We start from the raw sequence: 25,420 nt of genomic DNA, 5'->3' as shown, positions 1-25,420 counted from the left end.
GTACTTCACAAAAACTTCACAAACATTTCGTACATTGTTTTCAGCAGAAGACTAGAATATTATAATGTATTTCCTCTATACTAAGGAAAGTATGAAGGAGGAAATAAAGATGAAAAAACTTATTATGACTTTATTTATCGCGATGCTAGCATTGGCTGGCTGTAATACAAACAAAGAAGAACCTCAAAAAGAAAAGAAACTAGAAGCTGTAAAAGTAGCAGTTCAAACAAATCCGAAAGAAATTAAACCTGGTGAAAAAACAGAAGTACAAGCACTTGTTACACAAGGAAAAGAAAAAGTAACAGATGCTGATGATGTAAAGTTTGAAATTTGGAAATCTGGCGACGAAAAGCACGAGATGTTAGATGGGAAGCATAAAGGAAAAGGTGTTTATGCTGTAGAGAAAACGTTCGAGACGGATGGAGTATACCATATTATCGCTCACACAAATGCGCGTGAAATGCATGTTATGCCAGAAGTAAAAGTGGCTGTGGGAAATGCGAAAGTAGAAGATGCGAAAAAAGAAAATAGTGATCACGGTGCAGGACATGGCGATCATAAAAGCGATACAATGATCCACCTTATGGCTGGTGACATAAAAGCAAACGCTGAATCAACTATGAAAGTGCATTTAAAACAAAAAGAAGAAGCGCTAACTGGTGCTGAAGTACAACTTGAGATTTGGAAAGATGGTGTTGAAAAACACGAATTTATTCCAGCGAAAGAAGGAAATAAAGGAGAGTATGAAACGAAACATACTTTCAAAGAAAACGGTTCTTACAAAGTGAAAGTTCATGTTAAAAAAGGTGAACTGCATGAACATAAAGAAGAAACAGTAGAAGTAAAATAAAAAGTAGCTCTTTAGAGCTGCTTTTTTTATTTTTATCTCGTTATTTACGGGCAGGGCATATTAAAGTTTCGCTTTATGTGAAGAAATAAATCATAAAATAATTAGCACTTATTTGCATAATGGATTACAATAGAAGTGTGAAGAAAATGAGAAATTCTACGAAAATGTATTAAAAAGAAAGCGTAAACATGTTATGATATCAGTATCAGATGTCTGACATCTGACTTAGAAAAAACTAGAAATGTTTTTGAGTCGTTTCAAAGGAAACGAAATAGGTTAGAGAATCATTTAAAGAAGTACTGTTTGACAATGAGAACGAAAGAGAATTCTTATGGAGAACAGTTTCACTTTATAGCGTTTTGAACATACTACAAGAAGTAGAACTGAACTTATAGGAGGTCGCAGTTATGAATAAATATAAACGTATATTCCTAGTCGTAATGGACTCTGTTGGAATCGGTGAAGCACCAGATGCTGAACAGTTTGGTGATTTAGGATCTGACACAATTGGTCACATTGCTGAACATATGAATGGGTTACAAATGCCTAACATGGTGAAATTAGGTCTTGGTAACATTCGCGAAATGAAAGGCATCTCTAAAGTAGAAAAACCACTTGGATATTATACAAAAATGCAGGAGAAATCTACTGGTAAAGATACAATGACAGGTCACTGGGAAATCATGGGTCTTTACATTGATACACCATTCCAAGTGTTCCCAGAAGGATTCCCAAAAGAATTACTTGATGAATTAGAAGAAAAAACAGGCCGTAAAATCATCGGTAATAAACCAGCTTCTGGAACTGAAATTCTTGATGAACTTGGTCAAGAACAAATGGAAACAGGCTCTTTAATCGTTTACACTTCTGCTGATAGTGTATTACAAATCGCAGCACACGAAGAAGTAGTGCCACTTGATGAGTTATATAAAATTTGTAAAATTGCACGTGAATTAACGTTAGATGAGAAATACATGGTAGGCCGCGTTATCGCTCGTCCATTCGTTGGTGAGCCTGGAAACTTTACACGTACACCGAACCGTCATGACTATGCATTAAAACCATTCGGCCGTACAGTAATGAATGAATTAAAAGATAGTGATTATGATGTGATTGCTATCGGTAAAATCTCTGACATCTATGATGGTGAAGGTGTAACTGAATCACTTCGTACGAAGTCTAATATGGATGGAATGGATAAGCTTGTAGATACATTAAATATGGACTTTACAGGTCTTAGCTTCTTAAACTTAGTTGACTTTGATGCATTATTTGGACACCGCCGTGATCCACAAGGATACGGAGAAGCTCTGCAAGAATATGATGCACGTCTTCCAGAAGTATTCGAAAAACTAAAAGAAGATGATCTATTATTAATTACAGCAGACCACGGTAATGACCCAGTTCATCATGGTACTGATCATACACGTGAATATGTACCGTTATTAGCATATAGCCCAAGCATGAAAGATGGCGGACAAGAATTATCACTTCGCCAAACATTTGCTGATATTGGTGCAACTGTAGCAGAAAACTTCGGTGTGAAAATGCCAGAACACGGAACAAGCTTCTTAAACGAGCTAAAGAAATAGGGGGATAAACAAATGAATCGTGAACTTATTACAAAATCAGCTTCATACTTAAAAGAGAAATTTCAAGAAACGCCACAAGTAGGACTAATCCTTGGATCAGGACTAGGTGTATTAGCAGATGAAATCGAGAATGCAGTAACAGTACCTTACAGTGAAATCCCTGAATTCCCAGTTTCAACTGTAGAAGGCCATGCAGGTCAATTAGTATTCGGTACACTTCAAGGTGTAACAGTAGTAGCAATGCAAGGACGTTTCCACTTCTATGAAGGATACGACATGCAAAAAGTAACATTCCCAGTTCGTGTTATGAAAGAACTAGGTGTAGAAACAGTTGTTGTAACAAATGCAGCTGGTGGTGTAAATACATCATTCGAGCCAGGCGATCTTATGTTAATTTCAGACCACATTAACTTCATGGGTACAAATCCATTAATCGGACCAAATGATTCTGAAATGGGTGTACGTTTCCCTGATATGTCTACATCATATACGACAGAACTTCGTGAAATGGCGAAACAAGTTGCAGCAGACTTAAATATTAAAGTACAAGAAGGTGTATACGTAGGAATGACAGGTCCTGTATATGAAACACCTGCTGAAATTCGTATGCTTCGTACACTTGGCGGAGATGCAGTTGGTATGTCAACAGTACCTGAAGTAATTGTAGCGCGTCATGCTGGTATGAAAGTACTTGGTATTTCTTGTATTTCAAATATGGCAGCTGGTATTTTAGATCAGCCACTTCACCACGATGAAGTAATCGAAACGACAGAACGTGTTAAAGCTAACTTCTTAGCATTAGTAAAAGCAATCGTAAAACAAATGAAGGGGTGACCTCACAATGAGAATGGTGGACCTAATTGCAAAAAAACGTGACGGACATGCATTAACGACAGAAGAAATTAACTTTATTGTTGAAGGATATACGAATGGTGATATTCCTGATTATCAAGTAAGTTCACTTGCAATGGCAATTTTCTTCCAAGATATGAACGATCAAGAACGTGCTGATTTAACAATGGCAATGGTAAATAGTGGTGATACAATCGACTTATCAGCTATTGAAGGAGTAAAAGTAGATAAGCACTCAACAGGTGGCGTTGGTGATACAACAACACTTGTATTAGGTCCATTAGTAGCCGCTTTAGGTGTACCGGTTGCAAAAATGTCTGGACGTGGTTTAGGACATACTGGTGGTACGATTGATAAATTAGAAGCAGTTCCAGGATTCCATGTTGAAATCGAAAATGATGAATTCATGCGTCTTGTAAATGAAAACAAAATCGCAGTTATTGGTCAAAGTGGAAACTTAACACCTGCGGATAAAAAATTGTATGCACTTCGTGATGTAACGGCAACAGTAAACTCAATTCCGCTTATTGCAAGCTCGATTATGAGTAAAAAAATTGCTGCTGGTGCAGATGCAATTGTTCTTGATGTAAAAACTGGAGCAGGTGCATTTATGAAAACAGATGAAGATGCAAAACGTTTAGCGGAAGCGATGGTGCGCATTGGTAATAACGTTGGTCGTAATACGATGGCTGTTATTTCTGATATGAGTCAACCGCTTGGTGAGGCCATTGGTAACGCACTTGAAGTACAAGAAGCAATTGATACATTACAAGGTAAAGGGCCAAAAGATTTAGAAGAGTTATGTTTAACACTTGGAAGTCAAATGGTGTACCTTGCTGGACAAGCTTCATCTTTAGAAGATGCACGTGAGAAATTAATTGAAGTAATGAACAACGGTAAAGCGCTAGAATCATTTAAAACGTTCTTATCAGCGCAAGGCGGCGATGCATCTGTTGTTGATGATCCTTCAAAATTACCACAAGCACAGTTTGAAATTGAAGTAGAAGCGAAAGAAGACGGTTATGTATCAGAAATCGTTGCAGATGAAATCGGAACAGCAGCAATGCTTTTAGGAGCAGGACGTGCGACGAAGGAATCTGAAATTGATTTAGCAGTGGGCTTAATGCTTCGCAAAAAAGTAGGGGACAGCGTGAAAAAAGGTGAATCCCTTGTTACAATTTACGCAAACCGTGAAAATGTGGAAGATGTAAAAGCAAAAATTTATGAGAACATGAAGATCTCTAAAGACCACGTAGATGCACCAACTTTAGTGCATGGTATTGTAACGAAGTAATAAAAAAGGCCAAGGAGTACTTCTCCTTGGCTTTTTTTACTATTTTTTGTTTATAATAATAATGGGTGAAATTATGATTAGAATTTGTGCAATAACAAAAACAGATGAAGTATTATATGATGTTTCGCTAGAAGAAACAACGAAGGACCATATTGTATGGTATTGGCTAGATTTATATAAGCCAACGAAAGAAGAGTATACATACATTTTGCAAGATCATTTTAAGTTCCATCCCCTTGCAATTGAAGACTGTATAGAATATGTACAGAGGCCAAAAGTTGATTTTTATGATGGATATAACTTTTTAGTTCTTCATGCATTTGGTGAGGATGGATTAGAACCGCACGAGATCGATTTATTTATTAGTGATCGTTTTATTGTTTCTTTCCACTTTTCTCATAACAATGCAATTGAAAGAGTATGGAAAACACTTGGAGAAAAGAAGCGTATTAAAAATAGTCCTTTACACGTAGCGCATACAATTATCGACCAGATTGTAGATGACTATTTTGCACCTGTATATTACATTGAGGATCATTTAAATGCCATTGATGATAATTTAACGGGTGAGACAGCCGGGAGTGTGCTAGAAGAAGTATTTGATATACGTGCAGATTTATCGAAACTAAGGCGTACAATCATTCCGATGCGTGATTTATTGTATCGTATTTTAAATTCGACTCGTTTTTACGGTATAAGTGATCATGAAATTTATTTTAAAGATATACATGATCATTTGCTGAAACTAACAGAAATGATTGAGGCAAGCCGGGAGTTAACGGCAGATATTCGAGATAGCTATTTTTCATTAAACTCACATCATATGAATAACATTATGAAAACATTAACTGTATTCTCGACTATTTTCATGCCATTAACATTTATTGCGGGAGTATACGGAATGAACTTTACGCATATGCCGGAGCTTGGTGGACAATATAGTTATTTTGTTTGTCTACTTCTAATGGCGCTAATTGGCGGTGGCATGATGGCTTGGTTTTATAAAAAAGGATGGTTTAAGTAAAAAAACACCGAGGAATTTTCCTCGGTGTTTTTACTTAACCAATAGCATGTAATACAAACATGGCTAAGAATAAGCATGTAACGATATACATAGACGGTGCGACTTCTTTACGCTTTCCAAGAGCAACTTTTAAGATAGGATAAGCAATAAATCCGAACGCAATGCCATCAGCGATACTATATGTGAGCGGGATCATGACGATAATTAAGAACGCTGGAAATCCTTCTGAAAAATCGTTCAGAGGAATTTGCTGAATGCTTGTAATCATCAGGCCGCCAATAATAATTAAGATTGGTGCAATGGCACTATCAGGAATTAGTTTCACAAACGGAAGTGCAAACAGTGATGCAAAGAATAACAACCCTGTAACGATAGACGTCAGACCTGTCTTTCCGCCTGCAGTAATACCTGCGGCACTCTCTACTGTTGATACGGTAGGGCTTGTGCCAAATAGACCACATGTCATTGCTGAAATTGCATTGGCTTGGTAAGCACGTGGGAATTTACGGTCATCTTCTAATAAACCGTGCAGTAGTCCCATGTTCTCAAAAATAAGCACCATGCTTAAGGAGAATGTTGCAATCCAAAACGGTAAGGAAGAAAGTTTGCCAAATGACATAGCTCCAAACACATCGCCGTAATTAGCGAATGAGAATGAACTATTTCCGATTTGACTTGTATCAACAAGACCAAATAGCCATGCAATACCAGTTCCTATTGCAATCGTCCATAAAAAGCTTCCACGTACGTTACGAATAAATAGTACAAGTGCAACGATAAGAGTAAGCACGGTCGCAAGAACGACAGGGTTACTTAATTTACCCATTGCAACAGCAGTATTTGGATTCGAAACGACTAAACCACCTTTTTGCAATCCGATAAATGCTAAAAATAATCCGATGCCGACAGTAATAGCTTCCTTTAATGACTTTGGAATCGATACTGAAAGCACGCGAGCGATTGGTGTAAACGCAGCAATTGCAAAAATAATACCAGAGATGAAGACAGCTGCTAATGCTTCCTGCCAAGTTAATCCGAGCGTATGCACAGCAGTGTACGTGAAGAATGCATTTACACCCATACCAGGGACAAGAATAGCAGGTGCATTTGCCCAAAATGCCATGAGTAGACATCCGACAAATGAACTGAAAACAGTTGCTAAAATTCCAGCTTCAAGAGGAATGCCAGCATCGGATAAAATTGACGCATTTACAATCATAATATATACGATCGTGAAAAATGACGTAACTCCAGCTAAAACTTCTTGTTTTGGTGATGTTTCGTGTAAACCTAATTTAAATGTTCTTTCAAGTATTCCTTTCATGTTAAACCTTCTTTTTCATATCCCTCTCCCACCCGTGATATCTCTTTCGTAAGAGCTCACCGTCCTTTATTATATCAGAACATCATGTTTTTACAACAAGGAAAATGATAACGTTTACTTATAAATGAAATTATTTATAAATACGTAAAAATGGCTCGTATTGTTGAAATGATTTCTAATTCTCCCGATTGAATGGGTGGAGCTGCTTGTGCATGTAAAGTAGCATAGGACGTTACTTCCCGTGGTAATTGGGCAGATTCTTCAACGAATGAGAGTGGAACAGGATTAATGTTTAAATTGTATGTACTCGCAATAGCACGAGCTTTTTCCACCGCTTGTTGCAGAGCTTGAATGAGAGCTTGCTCATAATATTTATTTGGATGAGATATTCGAAAACGTAATCCTTTTGCTAAGTTTGCTCCATTTGAAACGGCTATATCATATACTTCCCCTGCTTTTTGTACATTTAAAACGGTAATTTCATACAAATGTTCTACACGATATCCTTGTAATAATGCTTTATCATTTACATATTCGTACTGGGGCGTAATCGTATATGAAATGGTTTCTATATTTTTGTCGGCAATACCTAGTTGTTTTAGTGCATCCAATAATTGTTTTGATTGCACTGCATTTTCTTCTTGCGCTTGTTTCACATTTTTACTATCAGTTCTAATGCCAAGTGTTAATATAACAACATTGGGTTTTGCTTTGACAACACCTTCACCTTGTACAGTAATAGTCGCTTCTTTACCAGTATTAGCTGTGCGTACGTTGTGTAAATAAGGATTCATTCCACCTTGCATCTTCCATCACCATCCTTATTTATATGTATATGTGTGAACAAAAAAGAAATTTATATGAAAAAAGTTACATAAATGAGAATGTTGAGGGAAGAAAGCATATACAACATAGGTATTTATAGATTATAATATGTGTAAATATGATAAAAAAGGGACGAGGCTAGTGAACGAAAAAAGAGAAACACTGATTTTAGAGTTATCCGGATCATTCCGAAAGATGATACGTTTATTACAAAATGATATTAATACACGTTTTGCAGAACATATGCCATACAATGAATTTTCTGTATTACGCGCGTTATTTTTAAACAGTCCACAGATGGCTTCGCAAATTGCGAGTGAAGTAAACGTAACCTCCAGTCATATTACAGCTGTTACTGACCGTCTCGTACGAAAAGGGTTTGTAGAAAGAAAGCGTTCAAATTCAGACCGTCGTATCGTGTACCTAGAAATTACAGAACACGGAAGAGAAGTAACTGAAAAACTTGAAGCTGTGCGTAAAGAATATTATAAAGAGAGATTTAAAGGTTGGAGCGACCAAGAAATAGAAATGGTTTTAGATCTATTTGGCCGCGTATTATAATAAATGAGGATAGGAAGCGAAAGCTTTCCTATCCTTTTTCTTTTGAATAAAAACATTTTGAAACTCCAATACTTTAATTAAAAAGAATCGGAGTGAAAAATTATGAAACGTATTTCTATGCTTTTTATTATGATTGGAAGTTTTTTCTGTTTTCATCAATTCGCGGACGCCGCGACGCCTCTTCAAGTCGTTCAGAAAGAATTACAACATATTTCAAATAAGCAACCTGTTTTATATTCAAAACTATGGATTCGCTCTATGCAGAATGCTATTTTATTTCATCATAGTGATAACATTCGGCATGAAGATACGATCAGTAATGTAACAAAGTCTTCTCTTGTAAAAGTAAAACAGCTTCCACTTCAGAAAGCATCACAGTACATCCCGAGATTATCACAATATATTTCTAAGTTTGAGGCTGAGAATGTGCAAGTGTATTATGTGGCAGCTCGATATGAAGTGAAAAAAGAAAATCCGTATCAGTTAAATGGAATGAATTATTTTATGCAAGTGTTTATTCAACAAGGGGGAGAATGGAGAATTGCTGAAAGTATAGTTGCTCCAACAGATCAAATCGTCGCAAATGGTGACGGGTTTGGAACGAAGCAAGAAAAAGAGTATGGGAAAAGAAGAGAGAATGTGAAATAACCTCTTTATTTAGATCGGGATATATATAATAAAAAAGCATTGCTCTTGTGCAATGCCCTTTTTTATTTAGTTCATATAAGAGTTAAATAATCTATAACATCTTTCTTTTGTCATTGTATCACTTTTTTCGGCAGCTTCTATTAATGCCATTGTTCCGTGTTTATAGTTTCACATCTATAATGCTTTTTGAAACATGTATCCACCACCTTAATTCATATTTATTTTCCTCCAAAAGCAAACTTCAATTTTAAAAGACGTGTAAAAATGAAGTAACTCATGATAGCGAATAGGAAAAATCCAACATAATAAGACAGAAGTGCATCTCGTCCGCCTAATATTCTACCGCCAAGCAGTCCGAAGCATAGAACGGTGCAAATCATGAACCATTTTTGCAAGTTAGGAAACAATAGTATTTTTCCGTTTTGTTCGTTCGGTGTACGTGTGTATAGAAAGATTGCCATTGATAAAAAGATAATGATGTAAGCAAATGGTGTTAATAGTGTCCAAGGAGAAGGTACAGAAGTATGCTCCATTGGATTGTCCTGTGGTACACTAGAAAGTTTATTGCCACGGTCATCAAATGTTTCTATCGGGTGGTAATCATAAGTAATAGAAAAAGATTCTAATGGTGAAATGATACCTATATGTTGTAAGTACTCATAAGTATGGTGCTCTATTTCTCCCATTGCCTCTAAAGACCATTGTGTATGGGAATAAATGAATCCGGAAATTAACATTCCAAAACCGTATGGTAAAAATAATAAAATGATAGTTAAACTACTTTGAGAGAATATATGTCCAGTAATGGTTCCGATAAATAAGGTGAATGTATAAATAGCGATAAGTGCAACCGTAGCATATAGAAAGTAACTATGGAACGGAGTAAAGATTTGATACTCATTGTGAAACGACATGTTCTTTATTCCGTACATGCTAATCCAGCAAACAATTTGCACTGTAATAATATTCAAAACGCCAAGCCACCATTTTGTTAAAAAAATATCTTTTCGTTTAAAAGGCATCGAGAATAGAAAATCAGTTGATTGATTGTTACGTTCCCACCCAATTAAAAGACAAGCAAGTGCAATAAGAGTAGCTCCTTGAAAGAGGACGGCACCATCAGATGTCTGAAAATAGTAGGAGTAGTAATATGCATAGTCATCAAACTTCATTTTTGATTGTTTTAGCTGCATTTGCGCTGCTTGATAATATTTATAAGGTAGTTGATATAAACTAGTTAACCAAAATAATAGAATTATATATTTTCCTTGCTTCCATTGCCTCATCCATAAAGCTTTATGAAACATGCGAATCCTCCTCAAACGTTGTGATAAAGATATCTTCGAGCGACATGGTTAATTCCTCAATGAGCAGTGGCTGTTCTTTATGAAACTTTTCTAATGTAGCTGCTACATTGCCTTCAATTAAAATTGTATATACTTTTCCGGTTTGATTTAATATTTTTACATGTTTTAAATTTTCTAGTTTTTGTGGTAGTGACCGTTCGTAAGCAACTTGTATTTTTGCATAGCGAGATTTCGTATCTTCTAACGCTGTAATTGAAGCGATTGTGTGATCTTTTAAAATAATAACCGTGTCAGCAATTTTTTCGACTTCATCTAAATGGTGAGTAGAAATGAGAATAGTGATTTCCCGTTCCGATACTTTTTCAATTAAAAATTGCAAGATTTGTCTTTTTACAATTGGGTCAAGTCCATTGGTTGGTTCATCTAAAATAATGTATTCTACGCCTGTACAAAAAGCTAAAATGATTGCAAGAAGTGCTTTCATACCGCGTGAGTAACTACGAATTCGTTTTTCAGGTAGATTGAAGCGCTCTAACAGCTGATAAAAATATTCTTCATTAAAGTTTGTATAAACAGCCTTATAAAACTTCGCAATTTCTTTTACTGTATATCCGCTTAATATATTAGTAGAATCTGGTACATAAGCTACCTTCTGCTTGATTTCTGGATGTTTATGAACATTCACATCATCATATGTAACAGTCCCCTCATCTGGGTCTAAAATGCCAACCATCGTTCGTAATAAAGTTGTTTTCCCCGCACCGTTTCTTCCGAGTAATCCGATGATACTTCCTCTTTGTAATGTGAAAGAAACATCATCTAAAATCGTTTGATTATCAATTGTCTTCTTCAAGTTCGTCACTTTCAGCATCCGCATTTCCTCCAATCTCTTTATAGTATGAATCTATCCAATCATGAATTTTATCTTTCGTAACACCGAGATAAGAGGCTTCTAATAGTAACTGATGAAATTGCTTTTCAACCATAGCGATTTTCCTTTCGTCTAATGTTGGGGTAATCGATTGGGATACAAATGTTCCTTTTCCTCGTAATGTTTCAATAATCCCTTGTCGCTCTAACTCTTGGTACGCTTTACTCACTGTATTTGGATTTATAACGAGTAAAGAAGCGAGTTCGCGTACAGAAGGTAGTTTGTCACTTGGAGCTAACATGTTCTTCAATACGAGTGCTTTTATATTTTGAACAATTTGTTCCCATATCGGAGTGTTGCTTCTTGGATCAAGTTGAATATGCAAGAGCAATGTCTCCTTTCTGACTTGTATTAAGTGTACTACTTCGTGTAATACACTTAATACAATATAGGTGATGAATGTATTTGTCAACTGAAAATATTAGAAAAATATGGTATTAAAAAATAAGAAATTGGAAAAAATAGGTCTGATATAGAATGGAGGGTTAGTCATGAAGCGAGTTTTTGGAATACTTGTTTGTTTCATGTTATTGCTTTCTGGTACTTCAGTTAGTTTCGCACAATCTGAGAAGACAAAGCAGGAGAAAACAGAAGAAACAGCGCCGAAGTTAGCGGAACAAGCGTCGTCAGCAATCGTAATTGAACAAGATACAGGTAAAGTTTTATTTGATAAAAATCCAAATGAGAAGTTACCGCCTGCCAGTATGACGAAGATTATGACAATGCTATTAATTATGGAACAAGTTGAAAAAGGAAAACTAAAACTGACCGATAAAGTTAGAGCAAGTGAGCATGCAGCTTCAATGGGTGGATCGCAAATCTTTTTAGAGCCTGGGGAAGAGATGACTGTAAATGAAATGCTAAAGGGTATTGCAATTGCATCTGGAAATGATGCGTCTGTTGCAGTAGCGGAGCATATCGCTGGTTCAGAAGAAGGTTTTGTAAATATGATGAACAAAAAAGCGAAAGATTTAGGATTGAAAAATACTCATTTTCAAAATCCAACAGGTCTTCCAGCTAAAGACCATTATTCTACAGCAAATGATATGGCTATAATGGCGAGAGAATTAATGAAGTACCCACTTATTCGCAAATATACAGGTAAATACGAAGACTATTTACGTGAAGATACCGATAAGAAGTTTTGGCTCGTAAATACGAATAAGTTAGTACGTTTTTATCCTGGAGTAGATGGTGTGAAAACGGGCTTTACGACTGAAGCGAAATATTGTTTAACAGCATCTGCTGAAAAGAATGGGATGCGTGTTATTTCAGTTGTTATGGGAGCACCTACATCGAAAGAACGGAACAATCAAGTAACGAAGCTTCTTGACTACGCATTTGGTCAATATATGACAAAGAAATTGTATACACGAGGCGAAAAAATTAAGACTGTACAAGTAGGAAAAGGTAAAAAAGAAAAAGTAGATTTAGTTGCGTCAGACAACGTGTCTCTTCTTATGAAGAAAGGCGAAAATATGGATAAAGTAAAGCAAGAAGTAATTGCTGAAAAGAAAGTGAAAGCGCCGATTAAAAAGGGCGATGCACTTGGTACACTTGTTATTAAAAAAGATAAAGATGTTTTATTAAAGCAAACAATTGTAGCAAAAGAAGATGTTGCTGCAGCGAGCTGGTGGGAGTTATTTAAAAGAAGTTTTGGGATGTTTTCAACATCAAAATAGCGGCAAATATTTTGCCGCTTTTCTATTCGTATGAAAGTAAATAATTGCTGAATGGTTTCACTTTATGGCGAAATAGTTCTTCTTTTGTCAGTAGGAAGGATTCTTATGTTGAATCACGAAAATCTTTATGTATGTAAATGAGTAAAGTTTGAGCATAAGGAGGAAATCGTGTGAGTCTTTCCATGCAATTAGAAGTAAAACGTGACGTCCTATGTGTGAGACTAGCGGGTGAATTAGATCATCATACTGCTGAAGAGTTGCGAACGAAAGTAACAGATATGATTGAGACACATGGTGTTCATCATATTGTTTTGAGCCTAGAGAACTTATCGTTTATGGATAGTTCTGGTTTAGGTGTTATATTAGGCCGATATAAGCATGTAAAGGGATTAGGTGGAGAAATGGTTGTTTGTGCAATTTCACCGCCTGTTAAACGTTTATTTGAAATGTCGGGCTTATTTAAAATTGTTCGCTTAGAAGAAAGTGAAGCGCATGCGCTCGCGACGTTGGGGGTGGCATAAATGAGAAATGAAATGAACCTTCAATTTTCAGCATTAAGTCAAAATGAATCGTTCGCTCGCGTTACAGTAGCTGCTTTCATTGCGCAACTAGATCCAACGATGGAAGAACTTACGGAGATTAAAACAGTTGTGTCAGAAGCAGTTACAAATGCAATTATTCATGGGTACGAAGGAAATGCAGAAGGTGTTGTTTATATTTCTGTAATTTTGGAAGAAGCAATGGTGAAACTCACGATTCGAGATGAAGGGATTGGCATCTTTGATTTAGATGAAGCAAGACAACCCCTGTTTACAACTAAACCTGAATTAGAGCGTTCCGGAATGGGATTTACTATCATGGAAAATTTTATGGATGAAGTAGAAGTTATTTCAAACGAATCTTTCGGGACAACAATCCATTTGACAAAATACTTATCAAATAGTAACGCTCTATGCAATTAAGGAGAATAGCCTATGGACATCGAGGTCAAAAATGAAAAGAAGAAACCTCAGTTAAAGGACCACGAGCTAAAAGCGTTAATTCAACAAAGTCAAGATGGAGATCAACAAGCGAGAGATACAATCGTTCAAAGTAATATGCGTCTCGTATGGTCGGTTGTGCAGCGTTTTCTTAATCGAGGATACGAACCAGACGATTTATTTCAAATTGGATGTATTGGGCTCTTAAAATCGGTAGATAAATTTGATTTATCTTTCGACGTGAAATTTTCAACATATGCAGTTCCAATGATTATTGGAGAAATACAACGATTTTTACGTGATGATGGATCAGTGAAAGTAAGTAGATCTTTAAAAGAAACAGGAAATAAAATTCGAAAGATGAGAGACGAGCTTTCGAAAGAATTCGGAAGGGCCCCAACGATTAATGAAGTAGCCGAAGCGTTAGAACTAACGCCAGAGGAAGTGGTTCTGGCGCAAGAAGCGAGTCGAGCTCCTTCATCTATACATGAAACGGTGTATGAAAACGACGGGGACCCAATTACTATTTTAGATCAAATTGCAGATCAATCTGAAACGAAATGGTTTGATAAAATTGCTTTAAAAGAAGCAATTAGAGAATTAGATGAGCGAGAACGTTTAATTGTATATTTACGCTACTATAAAGACCAAACTCAATCGGAAGTAGCGGAGCGAATAGGTATTTCGCAAGTACAAGTTTCAAGACTCGAAAAGAAAATATTAAAACAGATGAAAGATCGAATAGATGAATAGCTATCTATTCGATTTTTTTTGGATTTAAATAGGAGTAGATTGTAAACTTCTATAAAAGTTTACAGAATTTATTGATAATTTAGTAAATTTAAAATATAATCCAAGTATGAACTTGTCACAAAGGGGGAAGAAAATATGGAAACGAGGCAACAATGGGGAACGAGGGCTGGATTTATTTTCGCAGCGGTCGGCTCTGCCGTTGGATTAGGAAACATATGGCGTTTTCCTTATACAGCGTATGAAAATGGAGGAGGCGCATTCTTTTTACCGTACTTATTCGCATTATTAACGACTGGTATTTCATTATTGGCGTTTGAATTTGCACTTGGGCATCGTCATCGTGGTTCAGCGCCACTTACATTCTTCCGTATTCATCGGCGTGCTGAATTCATTGGATGGTGGCAAATGTGTGTAACGTTTATCGTTTCAACATATTATGCAGTAATTATTGCTTGGTCTATTTCATATACGTACTTTGCAATTACTGGAGCATGGGGGAAAGACACGCAATCATTTTTATTTAAAGAGTACTTACATGTTGCAGATAAGCCAGGGCAGTTTGGGGGGCTTGTGCCGGAAGTATTAATTCCATTAGCTCTCGTTTGGATTATTGTGCTTGGTGTTGCATTCAAAGGAGTTAAAAAAGGAATTGAAGTAGTTAACCGTATTTTCATCCCTTTACTAGTTGTTATGTTCCTTATTATCGTAGTTCGTGCAGTGACGATGGAGGGTGCGATGCAAGGATTAGATGCATTCTTCAAACCAGATTGGAGTCGTATTTTTGATGGAAAGGTATGGCTTGCTGCTTATGGTCAAATTTTCTTTAGCTTATCTTTAGCATTTGGAATTATGATTACGTATTCTAGTTATTTACCGAAAAACTCAGATACAACAAATAATGCCTTTATTACTGGTTTTGCGAACTCAGGATTTGAATTATTAGCAGGAATTGGGGTCTTTGCAGCTCTTGGATTTATGGCAAACAATATGGGAGTACCAGTTGATAAAGTAGCAAGTGCTGGTGTAGGACTTGCATTCGTAGTATTCCCGCAAATTATTAATGAATTACCGATGTCACCGTTATTTGGCGTATTATTTTTCTTATCATTAACGGTTGCCGGAATTACATCTCTCATCTCGCTTGCGGAAGTATGTTTTGCTGCCGTATCTGAAAAGTTCAGCTTAAGCCGCCAAAAAACAATTGGAATTATGGGGACGCTTCTCGTACTAGTTTCTCTTGTTTTTGCAACACGTGGCGGGCTTATGTTCCTAGACGTTGTTGATTATTTCGCTAATAACTTCGGATTAATTTCAATTGCATTAGCGGAAGTAGTTACGATAGGACTCATTCTACGCCGTTTACCAGTTTATCAAAATCACGCAAACTTCGTATCTGATATTAAGTTAGGGACATTTTGGAGAGTCAGTTTACTCGTTATTACCCCGCTTATGTTAGGGTACATGTTAATTGATGGGACAATCCAAAATATTAAAAAGAACTACGGAGATTATCCAACGGAGTTTGTCGTAACATATGGTTGGTCAATTGCAGCAGCATTCCTTATCGTTGCGCTAATCATTAGTCTAAAGAAATGGAATGCACAAATACATTCAGATTCTGCTAAGCTTGAAAAAGAATGGAAAGATCGGGGTGTTTCATAATGAGCGGATCAGCGATTATGATGATGGTTATTGGTATAGTAGTCATTTGGGGAGGACTCGCATTAAGTATTGCAAATTTATTTAAGAAAAAGGCATAAACTAAAAAACATCTGTACCGAAACGGTACAGATGTTTTTTTATGAAAAAATTGTATTAGAAAAAAATTCAATAACCATACTACAACTACGAGGAAGAGTGAAGAGGTGAATGGAAATTGGAACAAACAATTTATATTAAAATGCGTAATCGATTAAAAGTTTCGCCTACGTATGAAGTGAAGCTGGGTGATGTTGCTCAACTTGCGGGAGATGCTCTGGTAGTTCAGTCGTTACAGGATGAGGTAATTTACAAAATAACAGTGCATGATAAGACGCATGTCGTAATTGATGTTATGAAAATAATTGAGATCATTAGGCAAAAAGCGGCTCATATACAAATTAATTTACTCGGTTCTGGACAAACTCTTGTTGAAATTATATATGAAAAAAAGAAAGTACATCCAATTTTCTTCGGACTTGTATGGTTGTTACTTTTCATTGGAGCGGCCCTTGCGATCATTTATTTCCATGAAGATGTAAGCATGCAACAAGTGCACCAACGGTTATATTACATGATTACGGGAGAATTTAAGGCACAACCACTTTTATTTCAAATTCCTTATTCATTAGGTCTTGGGTTAGGTATGGTCTTATTTTTTAATCATGTATTTCAAAAGCGAATTAATGAAGAGCCGAGTCCGTTAGAAGTGGAGATGTTCCAATACCAGCAGTCACTTGACCAATATGTAATTGTTCATGAAAACAAGGACAATATGAAACAACTTGCCGATGATTGAGTCTGGGCTTGTTATTTTAATTGGTTTAGCGGGAGGGATTGCAGTAGGTAGCGGGTATGTCGCATTTTTAGCTGTACTTGGTATAATCCCTCGTCTAGCTCAATTAACGAGAAGTGGAAAGCACATTCAATATTTTGAGTGGGCAGTTATTGCAGGTACGTTAACAGGGGCTTGGTGTAGTTTGAAAAACATTACATTTCAAACGTCGCAATATTGGCTTGTTATATTAGGAATATTTTGTGGCACATTCGTTGGAATGCTTGCAGCCGCATTAACAGAAGTGTTAAATGTTTTACCTATTTTAGCGAAACGAATAGGGGTAGAGGGGAAAATTGTTGTTTTACTCGTTGCTCTTGTACTTGGCAAAGTAATAGGCTCGTTGTTTCACTGGATTTATTTCGTAAAGTAGGAGGCAATATATAAATGACAGGGCGAAAACTAAAGGATGATTACATAAATAAAGTGAAGGAGTACCATCCGAAACCAAATTATTTCTTAAATTGTGTTAAGGCATTTCTTGTAGGTGGACTCATTTGTACTGTCGGAGAAGTATTGATGAAATTTTATATACATTATTTTCATTTCAGTGAACAAGAAGCAGGAAATCCGACAGTTGCAACGCTTGTATTATTATCGGCGATTTTAACAGGTTGTGGTGTATATGATAAAATCGGTCAATTTGCTGGAGCGGGATCGGCCGTACCTGTTACGGGATTTGCGAATTCTATGGCGAGCGCTGCGCTAGAACATAAGAGTGAAGGAATTGTACTCGGGGTTGCTACAAATATGTTCAAGCTGGCGGGAAGTGTTATCGTTTTTGGGGTCGTTGGTGCATACATTATTGGGTTAATAAGATATACTTTTAACATTTTTATGTCTTAAAGGAGGGGCTAGTATGAGGTTGACCGGAAAACAAACGTGGGTATTTCAAAATGATATTTATGTGAATGCAACCGGTACTGCTGTCGGTCCAAAAGAAGCTGAAGGCCCTCTTGGAAAGGATTTTGATATTTCATACGATGATTTACATTGCGGAGAGGAAAATTGGGAACTTGCTGAACGAAGATTAATGTCAGATTCAATTCAACAAGTCTTGCAAAAAGGAAATGTAAAAACATCACAAATTGATCTCTTTTTAGCGGGTGATTTATTGAATCAAACAGTGACAGCAAATTATGTTGCGCGTAAGTGGGGGATTCCCTTTTTAGGGATGTTTAGCGCTTGTGCAACCTCGATGGAGACTTTAGCGGTTGGATCAGCCTTTATAGATGGTGGATTCGCAAATCGTGTTTTAGCGACGGTAAGTAGTCATAATGCGACGGCCGAAAGACAGTTCCGTTATCCAACAGAGTATGGGGGACAAAAACCAGGAACAGCAAATTCCACTGTTACAGGTGCGGGATCCATATTAATTAGTAAAGAAAAAAGTGCCATTAAAATTACGGCAGCTACGATTGGAACAGTGCAAGATTTAGGGATAGCAAATCCTTTAGATATGGGGTCGGCGATGGCACCTGCTGCTGCTCACACAATTCAACAACATTTTGAAGATTTGAAGAGAAGTGCAGCAGATTATGATTTGATTGTTACCGGTGATTTATCAGCTATTGGAACACCAATCGCGAAACAACTGTTACTGGAAGAAGGTTATGATCTTGGGCATATATATAATGATTGCGGATTAATGATCTATAATTCCGATCAAGAAGAAGTATTTGCAGGTGGTAGTGGCTGTGCTTGTTCAGCTGTTGTCACATATGGTCATTTATTAAGCGAGATGCAAAAAGGGAATTTACAACGAATTTTTGTCGTTGCTACTGGTGCATTATTAAGCCCGATGATGATGCAGCAGAAAGAAACCATTCCAACAATTGCACATGGTGTCGTATTTGAGAGAGTGAGGGGAGAGTGAATTGTGGATTTTATATATGCATTTCTTGTAGGAGGCGCCATTTGTGTAATTGGACAGGTATTGTTAGATTTCGCAAAGTTAACACCAGCCCATTTAATGGCTACCTTTGTAGTTATAGGAGCAGTTTTAGATGGATTCGGATTGTACGATAAGCTTATAAAGTTTGCTGGTGCTGGTGCGACAGTTCCTATTACAAGTTTTGGACATTCACTATTACATGGGGCAATGCATGCGGCAGAAAAACACGGATATATAGGGATTGGTATGGGTATGTTTAGTTTAACGTCTGCAGGCATTTCTGCAGCGATATTATTTTCATTTTTTGTAGCACTTATATGTAAACCGAAAGGATAAATCAAATGAGACGAAGGGTTGTTTTGGTCACAGATGGAGATGAATATGCAAAGCGAACAATTGAGCTTTTAACGAAGGAATTTGGGGGAAGGTGTATTTCAGCATCACAAAGTAATCCAACCAAATTGACAGGGAAGAAAGTTGTTGAGCTTATTATGCAAACGCCATATGACCCTGTATTTGTCATGTTTGATGACAGTGGATTTATTGGAGAAGGATCTGGTGAAAAAGCTTTAAAATATGTAGCCACACATAAACAAATTGATGTACTGGGGATTTTGGCAGTGGCGTCTAATACACATCATTGGGAATGGGCACGTGTAGATGTAAGTGTAGATCGGAACGGGAATTTAACCGAATACGGTGTTGATAAATTTGGACTTCCAGATGGTGAAATTGGCAGAATTAGCGGCGATACAATTTATTGTTTAGATGGTCTGAATGTTCCTGTCATTGTGGGAGTGGGTGATATTGGTAAGATGTGTGGAAATGACGAATGGGAGAGAGGATCACCTATTACTAGAAAAGCAATTCAATTAATTTTGGAAAGGAGTGGATTTTATGACGAAGCCTAAAAAAGTGGATATCCCTATTTCATCTTTCATAAGTGATAATGAAAATTACTTAAAGCAAACAGCTGGACTGGGTGTTACATACGATGTTGGCATTCGTAAATTTCAAATTTTAAATAAAGAAATTGGTGTGTTATTTGTAAACGGACTTTGTGATACGAATTATATTATCCCTATTTTAGAAGAAGCGGTGGATACAAATGAAATAAGGGATGTAGAAGAAGATACAGTGAAGCTATTAGAGAATCGTTTAATTCATCAACAAGTAAGTAAAGTGAAAACGATGGATGAGGTAATGCTCCAAGTATTATCAGGACTCATCATTATATTTGTGGAAGGTGAAACGGAAGCGTTCGCAATAGATGTTCGTAGTTATCCAGGCCGGACGCCGACAGAACCAGATACAGAAAAGGTAGTACGTGGTGCAAGGGATGGATTTGTTGAAAATATCGTTGTAAATACAGCGTTAATCCGTAGAAGGATACGTGACCCACGTCTTCGAAATGAAATGATTCGAGTAGGAGATAGATCGCAAACGGATATTTGTATTACATATGTACAAGATGTTGCAAATCCGGATTTAGTTAAGATTATAAAACAAGAATTAAATAACATCGATGTCGATGGAATTACGATGGCGGATAAAACAGTGGAAGAATTTGTTGTAAAGCAAAGCTATAATCCATTCCCGCTTATTCGGTATACAGAAAGACCGGATGTGGCGGCGAATCATATATTAGAAGGACATGTGTTAGTACTAGTTGATACATCACCAAGTGCTATGATTACTCCAACAACATATTTCCACCATTTACAGCATGCAGAAGAGTTTAGACAAAATCCGGCTGTCGGTACATTTTTACGCTGGGTACGCTTTTTAGGTGTCTTATTCTCCTTGTTTTTACTACCATTTTGGTTAGTGTTTGTATTTGATCCAACTCTTTTACCAGAAAATCTTGCTTTCATTGGGCCGAATAAGATGACGCATTTACCAATTTTATTACAAGTGTTGATGGCCGAAATCGGACTTGAGTTTTTAAGGATGGCAGCCATTCATACTCCAACGCCGTTATCGTCTGCTGCAGGACTAATTTCCGCCATATTAATTGGTCAAATAGCAATCGATGTAGGTTTGTTTGTACCAGAAGTTATTTTGTATGTAGCAGTTTCTATGATCGGTGCATATGCAACACCGAGTTATGAATTAGGACTCGGAAATAAGATTGGAAAATTATTTGTTATTATTTTAACCGGTCTCTTCCATGAGATGGGATTTGTAATAGGTATGACGATATTGCTTTTATTTTTAACATCGATAAAAAGTTTACAAACACCATACTTATGGCCATTTCTACCATTTGATTGGGGAGCTTTAACAAAGATTTTAATCCGCCCAACAATGTCTAGTTTAAAAGTGCGCCCAAGTATTGTAAGACCTCAAGATGTAAGAAGGCAAAAATAAGCAGGATTAATCTCCTGCTTATTTTTTTATCGAAAAATTTATTGTTTTTTAACAAAAATCAAACATTTTTTGTGTACACTTAGAGTAGATATTGTGTATGGAAGGGGAAGAGGACATGATTAAATTATTTGTAAGTGATTTAGATGATACGCTCGTTTACAATGTGAATCATATGCAAAAAGAAGATGAACGTGCAATTTGTTGGTTAGCTGAAAAAGGGACAAATATTTGTTTTGCCTCTGGCCGCTTTACTCATCGAATTGATGAAGTCGTAAATAGGTTTGCATTCCCGTATTACACAACTAGTTTAAATGGAGCGATGATGTTACTGCCGGATGGAAAAATATTTCATGAATCAAGTTTTGAAGATGGGATTGCCCAGGAAATATATCGATATATCCATAAAAAGGGACTAGCAGATATTGTTTGTGCAAATGAGCAACGGTATACAAAAAGAAAGAATGAACATCATTATAATTTTGAAACGTATATGGGCGTACATATTGCTGAGATAGAAGCATTGGAAGAGGAATTTGGTAAGACTGTACATCCTGCGAAATTGTTTGTTTTTGGAGAAGAAGAGACAATTGCAGCATTAGATCAAGAGTTACGAGATGCATTTCAGAGCGAAGCAGAAGTTTTTATGTCTGGTAAACGCTATGTTGACATTATGCCAAGGGGAGTAAGTAAAGGGAGTGCTTTAAGGCGGCTAATGGAACATTTGCAAATTGAAGCAAATGAAGTTGCATGCATTGGGGATTCTTTCAATGATATTTCTATGTTTGAAGTAACCCCGCATTCATTTACTCTTCATCATGCTCATCCATATGTGAAGGAGAAGGCAAATCATATTGTTCGTTCGGTTGAAGAAGCTGTTATGAAATTGCCGTTACTCGTATAAAAAAAAGAAGCTCGTCACTGACGAGCTTCTTTTTATTTGAATAACGATTTAACAAAATCAATGATACTTGAGAAGAAATCTTTCACTTTATCTAGGAATCCTTGCCCTTCTTCAGATCCTAAAAAGGCAGAAACGTGTTCTTTTGCTTTATTTAACTGACTGCCAACTTGATTCCAATCGATATTAAGATTTTTCATTTTATCAAATAGCGCAACTAAGTTATCTAACTGTTCATCCGTTAATGTAATACCAAGTTGATCCGCAATTTTTTTAATTAATGAACGTAAATCTTCAGTCGTTTTTGGCTGTTCTTTGGCAATTTCTTCTTTAATTTTTGCAACAAGTTGAACTGCTTTTTCTTCACCAATTTTATCGCCGAGTTGGGCTGTTTGCACCATTTCTTCATTGGCTACTTTTTTTACTTCCTCAGGAATTGCTTTGTTCGATGTTGTTTCATAAGCTTTCATTAAACCGGTTAAAGCAGCAGTTCCTGAAACTTTAAATGGTGCAGTAATTTGAATTTCTGCATCTTTCACACCTGCTGTAATAAGTGCGTTTGTGTACATTGCATCTGTTATCGAATTAATGTTTTTTGAACGTACAATGAGGCCAGACCCTGGCTTTGTGTATGTAATCATAGAAGAGGAAATTGCTCTCGTACCAATTTGCGCTTTTGGAACAATTCCTTCTAGAAATTTATGTTCTTCCGCATTAGACACAGTAATGATTGTAGCATCTTTTGGTGCTTTCATTTCTTTTAACAGATCTTGTTTTTGTTGTTCAGACAAGTTTTCTCCTAGTGTAACAATTGATTCTCCTTCGATGATGTCTGCAAACGAAGCTGTTGGCATCATAAATACCGTTACAGCTAATAGCAGAGCTAGTAATTTCGTTTTCACGAAAAATCGCTCCCTTTCTCTTTCTAAAATTTTCGGGCAACACAGTTATTATAGTATATATTTTTTATTTGTCACCTAGCTTTTTCCACATTTCAAAAAAGAAGTATGTAGATTGTCGGATTCTTTTTGTTTCTAGTCATGAATGTGGTAATATAGTGCTGAGATAGTTGAAAGGAGACATATACGTATGAAAACTTTAGGATACATATTAATGGAAAATGGTGAAAAAATCGATTTAGAATTTTTCCCAGAAGAGGCACCAAAAACAGTAGAAAACTTTAAAAAACTAGCAGAGCAAGGATTTTATGATGGTGTGACATTCCACCGCGTTATTCCTGGCTTCGTAAGCCAAGGTGGAGACCCGACAGGAACAGGTGCAGGTGGCCCAGGCTACTCTATCCCATGTGAAACTGATGGAAATCCTCATAGACACCTTGTAGGATCACTTTCTATGGCTCATGCTGGCCGTAACACAGGCGGTAGCCAATTCTTTGTTGTTCATGAGCCACAACCGCATTTAGATGGTGTACATACTGTATTCGGTAAAGCAACAAGCGGTATTGAAACAGTATTAAACATGCGTCAAGGCGATGTAATGAAAGAAGTTAAAGTTTGGGAAGAATAAGTTAATGGGAAAAGAGAGCTATTGCTCTCTTTTTTGTTTTTAGTAGGAATGGGTATTTCGGTTACAGTACATGATACAAGTAGTACTGTTTTTGTAGTGAAAATATGTCGCTTATGAGAACAAAATTTTAACAAATTACATAGAATACATTAGATTACATGTTTCAATAAATATTTTTTATTACATTAATTTTGCTAGAATTCATTTGCTCTCAGGTGATGAATATTGAAGTGATAATGAGCGATGGATGTTTTTTTTCGCTTTCATATAACAACGTTTCTCCTTCTATCTACTTAGAAAAAATAGTACTGAAACATATATTTGACTTTCTTCTTTTCGCTTTGTATGATTATCAAGTTGTTTTAAGCCCTTCTCACTCTGTTGAAAATATTGTAAAATGAATGTGATATGAAAAGAGTGGTTGAGGGGATTAATAGTTTGTAACTTTTGTAAGAAGGGATAAGGGTTATGTTAATTCGTTTTAAAAAAAGTTATGAAAAGATTGCAATGGGGCTTCTTTCATTTATGCCAACGGAAAAAGATGTGAAAACATTACAATTGACTATGAAAGATTATGAAGCAAAGGATGATTGGCAATTGTATTTGTGGAAACAAAACGAAGATTTTGTTGGGATAATGGGGATTGTAAAAAAAGAGAATCAAGTTTTGGAAATTCAGCATTTGAGTGTGAACCCATCTCACCGTCATATGGGTATTGGGACGAAGATGGTACAAGAGTTAAAGAGTAAATTTCTTGAATTTACAATTTGCGGAAATGAGCAAACAGCAAGTTTTTGCAAAAAGTGTAAAGGGCTTGAACAGAATATACATTCATGAAAGCAGAGATAAGTAGTTTTTTATCTCTGCTTTCTTTTTTGTAATTGTTCGTTTCGTTCAGTAATGACTTCTGTTCGATCACGTAATGTGTGCTTATGTATTATATATTCATTAGAAGTAGCATTCACGTCTTTCCAAGGGAGGTTTTGTTTCTGACATAATTCCATGCAGTGCTTTTCTAATGCTGTATCAGATAATGGTAAAAATAACGGTGTAAAACCTTCTTCTTTCTGTATAGATTGTAATCTTTCCTTGAGTAAGAATAGAAGTTGTGTGGCATTTATTCCTAAACGTAGTAAAGGTGTACTGTTTTTTTCTAAAATCGTTATGGCGCTTTTCATCATCTTTTCTGCGCCATTCCAGTTAGAGCGTCTTTGATGGTATAAAGAAACTGCAATTTGAATGAGACCGACTAAATAATGATCACGATCTCCTTTTGGTTTTTCCTTCCAATATTCTTCCAGTATTTCGTGACATTCAAAATAATCGTAATCTCCATGAAAATGAATTAAAAATTGTATGTATTCGGTAGGATACATGTTCTTCACCCCTGTTTAACGGTTATAAATACAAGTGTATCATAGAAATATGAACAATAAACGACTAGGGAATTTTCCCTAGTCGTTATTGTTCATATTAGCAGAAGCAAGCTGCCCCTACAATAATTAGTAAAATAAACAATACAACAAGTAATGCGAACCCACCGCTAAAACCGCAATCAACGTGACCCATAGTTTT

Annotated in this window: 32 protein-coding genes; 24 read left to right on the top strand and 8 right to left on the bottom strand. The window is 36.4% G+C overall.

Annotated elements, in window-relative coordinates:
- The first annotated feature begins 109 nt into the window (after positions 1-109).
- From KZZ19_RS19955 to corA, 5 genes are all read left to right on the top strand, one after another.
- Positions 110-850 carry a FixH family protein gene (locus KZZ19_RS19955; protein ID WP_237979438.1) on the top strand — a complete coding sequence of 247 codons (741 nt, stop codon included), beginning with the start codon at positions 110-112 and terminating at the stop codon, positions 848-850.
- A 407-nt stretch (positions 851-1,257) separates the two neighbouring features.
- Positions 1,258-2,442 carry a phosphopentomutase gene (gene deoB, locus KZZ19_RS19950; protein WP_061679094.1) on the top strand — a complete coding sequence of 395 codons (1,185 nt, stop codon included), beginning with the start codon at positions 1,258-1,260 and terminating at the stop codon, positions 2,440-2,442.
- A 12-nt stretch (positions 2,443-2,454) separates the two neighbouring features.
- Positions 2,455-3,276, top strand: coding sequence for a purine-nucleoside phosphorylase (locus tag KZZ19_RS19945; RefSeq protein ID WP_001078444.1), 822 nt, complete (start codon positions 2,455-2,457; stop codon positions 3,274-3,276).
- Positions 3,277-3,283: 7 nt separating this feature from the next.
- Complete coding sequence (locus KZZ19_RS19940; RefSeq protein WP_088097642.1) at positions 3,284-4,588, top strand: pyrimidine-nucleoside phosphorylase; 1,305 nt, start codon at positions 3,284-3,286, stop codon at positions 4,586-4,588.
- 61 nt (positions 4,589-4,649) lie between these two features.
- Positions 4,650-5,612 carry a magnesium/cobalt transporter CorA gene (gene corA, locus KZZ19_RS19935; protein ID WP_064475085.1) on the top strand — a complete coding sequence of 321 codons (963 nt, stop codon included), beginning with the start codon at positions 4,650-4,652 and terminating at the stop codon, positions 5,610-5,612.
- 34 nt (positions 5,613-5,646) lie between these two features.
- Here corA and KZZ19_RS19930 read toward each other — a convergent pair whose 3' ends face one another.
- Together KZZ19_RS19930 and KZZ19_RS19925 are read right to left on the bottom strand one after the other, a co-directional pair.
- Positions 5,647-6,936, bottom strand: a complete 1,290-nt coding sequence (locus tag KZZ19_RS19930; RefSeq protein WP_237979437.1) for an NCS2 family permease — start codon at positions 6,934-6,936, stop codon at positions 5,647-5,649.
- 134 nt (positions 6,937-7,070) lie between these two features.
- A complete protein-coding gene (locus KZZ19_RS19925) occupies positions 7,071-7,742 on the bottom strand; it encodes an SIMPL domain-containing protein (RefSeq protein ID WP_076540012.1) in 672 nt (223 codons plus the stop codon).
- Positions 7,743-7,902: 160 nt separating this feature from the next.
- Here KZZ19_RS19925 and KZZ19_RS19920 point away from each other — a divergent pair, with 160 nt between their 5' ends.
- Positions 7,903-8,322, top strand: coding sequence for a MarR family winged helix-turn-helix transcriptional regulator (locus tag KZZ19_RS19920; protein WP_001003312.1), 420 nt, complete (start codon positions 7,903-7,905; stop codon positions 8,320-8,322).
- Positions 8,323-8,424: 102 nt separating this feature from the next.
- The gene (locus KZZ19_RS19915) at positions 8,425-8,970 is read left to right on the top strand and encodes a hypothetical protein (protein WP_088097639.1); all 546 of its coding nucleotides are present in this window, start codon (positions 8,425-8,427) and stop codon (positions 8,968-8,970) included.
- 218 nt (positions 8,971-9,188) lie between these two features.
- On the opposite strand, the gene KZZ19_RS19910 is transcribed toward KZZ19_RS19915, so the two are convergent.
- Genes KZZ19_RS19910 through KZZ19_RS19900 form a run of 3 tightly spaced genes read right to left on the bottom strand, consistent with a single transcriptional unit; the run spans position 9,189 to position 11,533 of the window.
- Entirely contained in the window at positions 9,189-10,277 is a 1,089-nt protein-coding gene (locus tag KZZ19_RS19910; RefSeq protein ID WP_237979436.1) for an ABC transporter permease subunit, read from the bottom strand.
- Positions 10,267-11,148: an ABC transporter ATP-binding protein gene (locus KZZ19_RS19905; protein ID WP_088097637.1), complete on the bottom strand. Its 882-nt coding sequence runs from the start codon at positions 11,146-11,148 to the stop codon at positions 10,267-10,269. Before KZZ19_RS19905 ends, KZZ19_RS19910 begins: the two co-directional genes overlap by 11 nt.
- Positions 11,114-11,533: a GntR family transcriptional regulator gene (locus KZZ19_RS19900; RefSeq protein ID WP_088097636.1), complete on the bottom strand. Its 420-nt coding sequence runs from the start codon at positions 11,531-11,533 to the stop codon at positions 11,114-11,116. Before KZZ19_RS19900 ends, KZZ19_RS19905 begins: the two co-directional genes overlap by 35 nt.
- 166 nt (positions 11,534-11,699) lie before the next feature.
- Between KZZ19_RS19900 and dacF the strand changes: the two genes are divergently transcribed.
- The 14 genes from dacF (at position 11,700) to KZZ19_RS19830 (ending at position 22,321) form a co-directional block, all read left to right on the top strand.
- Positions 11,700-12,890, top strand: a complete 1,191-nt coding sequence (gene dacF, locus KZZ19_RS19895) for a serine-type D-Ala-D-Ala carboxypeptidase DacF (RefSeq protein ID WP_088097635.1) — start codon at positions 11,700-11,702, stop codon at positions 12,888-12,890.
- A 170-nt stretch (positions 12,891-13,060) separates the two neighbouring features.
- The gene (spoIIAA, locus tag KZZ19_RS19890; protein WP_000059133.1) at positions 13,061-13,411 is read left to right on the top strand and encodes an anti-sigma F factor antagonist; all 351 of its coding nucleotides are present in this window, start codon (positions 13,061-13,063) and stop codon (positions 13,409-13,411) included.
- Positions 13,412-13,852 (top strand): anti-sigma F factor, encoded by a 441-nt coding sequence (gene spoIIAB / locus KZZ19_RS19885; RefSeq protein ID WP_001243399.1) that lies wholly within the window; start codon positions 13,412-13,414, stop codon positions 13,850-13,852.
- A gap of 12 nt (positions 13,853-13,864) precedes the next feature.
- On the top strand, positions 13,865-14,623 hold the full coding sequence (sigF, locus tag KZZ19_RS19880) for an RNA polymerase sporulation sigma factor SigF (RefSeq protein ID WP_000350734.1): 759 nt from the start codon (positions 13,865-13,867) through the stop codon (positions 14,621-14,623).
- Positions 14,624-14,758: 135 nt separating this feature from the next.
- Entirely contained in the window at positions 14,759-16,285 is a 1,527-nt protein-coding gene (locus KZZ19_RS19875) for a sodium-dependent transporter (protein WP_088097634.1), read from the top strand.
- Complete coding sequence (locus KZZ19_RS19870) at positions 16,285-16,383, top strand: methionine/alanine import family NSS transporter small subunit (protein ID WP_000016826.1); 99 nt, start codon at positions 16,285-16,287, stop codon at positions 16,381-16,383. Before KZZ19_RS19875 ends, KZZ19_RS19870 begins: the two co-directional genes overlap by 1 nt.
- A gap of 116 nt (positions 16,384-16,499) precedes the next feature.
- Entirely contained in the window at positions 16,500-17,120 is a 621-nt protein-coding gene (gene spoVAA, locus KZZ19_RS19865) for a stage V sporulation protein SpoVAA (RefSeq protein WP_226544971.1), read from the top strand.
- Complete coding sequence (spoVAB, locus tag KZZ19_RS19860; RefSeq protein ID WP_088097632.1) at positions 17,113-17,529, top strand: stage V sporulation protein SpoVAB; 417 nt, start codon at positions 17,113-17,115, stop codon at positions 17,527-17,529. Before spoVAA ends, spoVAB begins: the two co-directional genes overlap by 8 nt.
- A gap of 14 nt (positions 17,530-17,543) precedes the next feature.
- Entirely contained in the window at positions 17,544-18,002 is a 459-nt protein-coding gene (gene spoVAC / locus KZZ19_RS19855; RefSeq protein WP_098341840.1) for a stage V sporulation protein AC, read from the top strand.
- Between the two features lie 13 nt (positions 18,003-18,015).
- Positions 18,016-19,032: a stage V sporulation protein AD gene (spoVAD, locus tag KZZ19_RS19850; protein ID WP_237979435.1), complete on the top strand. Its 1,017-nt coding sequence runs from the start codon at positions 18,016-18,018 to the stop codon at positions 19,030-19,032.
- A gap of 3 nt (positions 19,033-19,035) precedes the next feature.
- Entirely contained in the window at positions 19,036-19,386 is a 351-nt protein-coding gene (gene spoVAE, locus KZZ19_RS19845) for a stage V sporulation protein AE (protein ID WP_000345909.1), read from the top strand.
- Between the two features lie 5 nt (positions 19,387-19,391).
- On the top strand, positions 19,392-19,961 hold the full coding sequence (locus KZZ19_RS19840) for a stage V sporulation protein AE (RefSeq protein WP_088097629.1): 570 nt from the start codon (positions 19,392-19,394) through the stop codon (positions 19,959-19,961).
- Positions 19,948-21,420, top strand: a complete 1,473-nt coding sequence (gene spoVAF / locus KZZ19_RS19835; RefSeq protein ID WP_088097628.1) for a spore germination protein SpoVAF — start codon at positions 19,948-19,950, stop codon at positions 21,418-21,420. Before KZZ19_RS19840 ends, spoVAF begins: the two co-directional genes overlap by 14 nt.
- Positions 21,421-21,517: 97 nt before the next feature.
- Positions 21,518-22,321: a Cof-type HAD-IIB family hydrolase gene (locus KZZ19_RS19830; protein WP_237979433.1), complete on the top strand. Its 804-nt coding sequence runs from the start codon at positions 21,518-21,520 to the stop codon at positions 22,319-22,321.
- A gap of 32 nt (positions 22,322-22,353) precedes the next feature.
- Here KZZ19_RS19830 and KZZ19_RS19825 read toward each other — a convergent pair whose 3' ends face one another.
- A complete protein-coding gene (locus KZZ19_RS19825) occupies positions 22,354-23,220 on the bottom strand; it encodes a DUF1002 domain-containing protein (RefSeq protein WP_000850509.1) in 867 nt (288 codons plus the stop codon).
- Between the two features lie 187 nt (positions 23,221-23,407).
- Between KZZ19_RS19825 and KZZ19_RS19820 the strand changes: the two genes are divergently transcribed.
- From KZZ19_RS19820 to ribT, 3 genes are all read left to right on the top strand, one after another.
- Positions 23,408-23,845, top strand: a complete 438-nt coding sequence (locus KZZ19_RS19820) for a peptidylprolyl isomerase (protein WP_000853785.1) — start codon at positions 23,408-23,410, stop codon at positions 23,843-23,845.
- A 218-nt stretch (positions 23,846-24,063) separates the two neighbouring features.
- Positions 24,064-24,246 carry a hypothetical protein gene (locus KZZ19_RS19815; RefSeq protein ID WP_088098186.1) on the top strand — a complete coding sequence of 61 codons (183 nt, stop codon included), beginning with the start codon at positions 24,064-24,066 and terminating at the stop codon, positions 24,244-24,246.
- A gap of 67 nt (positions 24,247-24,313) precedes the next feature.
- Positions 24,314-24,682, top strand: a complete 369-nt coding sequence (gene ribT, locus KZZ19_RS19810; RefSeq protein ID WP_000908397.1) for a GNAT family N-acetyltransferase RibT — start codon at positions 24,314-24,316, stop codon at positions 24,680-24,682.
- Positions 24,683-24,702: 20 nt separating this feature from the next.
- Here the strand turns inward: ribT and KZZ19_RS19805 are convergent, their stop codons facing one another.
- Together KZZ19_RS19805 and KZZ19_RS19800 are read right to left on the bottom strand one after the other, a co-directional pair.
- A complete protein-coding gene (locus KZZ19_RS19805) occupies positions 24,703-25,221 on the bottom strand; it encodes a DUF309 domain-containing protein (RefSeq protein WP_088097626.1) in 519 nt (172 codons plus the stop codon).
- Between the two features lie 97 nt (positions 25,222-25,318).
- Complete coding sequence (locus KZZ19_RS19800) at positions 25,319-25,414, bottom strand: YjcZ family sporulation protein (protein WP_000510194.1); 96 nt, start codon at positions 25,412-25,414, stop codon at positions 25,319-25,321.
- Positions 25,415-25,420 lie beyond the last annotated feature (6 nt).

Origin of the sequence: Bacillus thuringiensis, from assembly GCF_022095615.2 — a bacterium.
In the GTDB taxonomy this organism is placed as follows: Bacteria; Bacillota; Bacilli; order Bacillales; family Bacillaceae_G; genus Bacillus_A; species Bacillus_A cereus_AG.
This window is presented reverse-complemented; position numbering and strand designations above follow the sequence as displayed.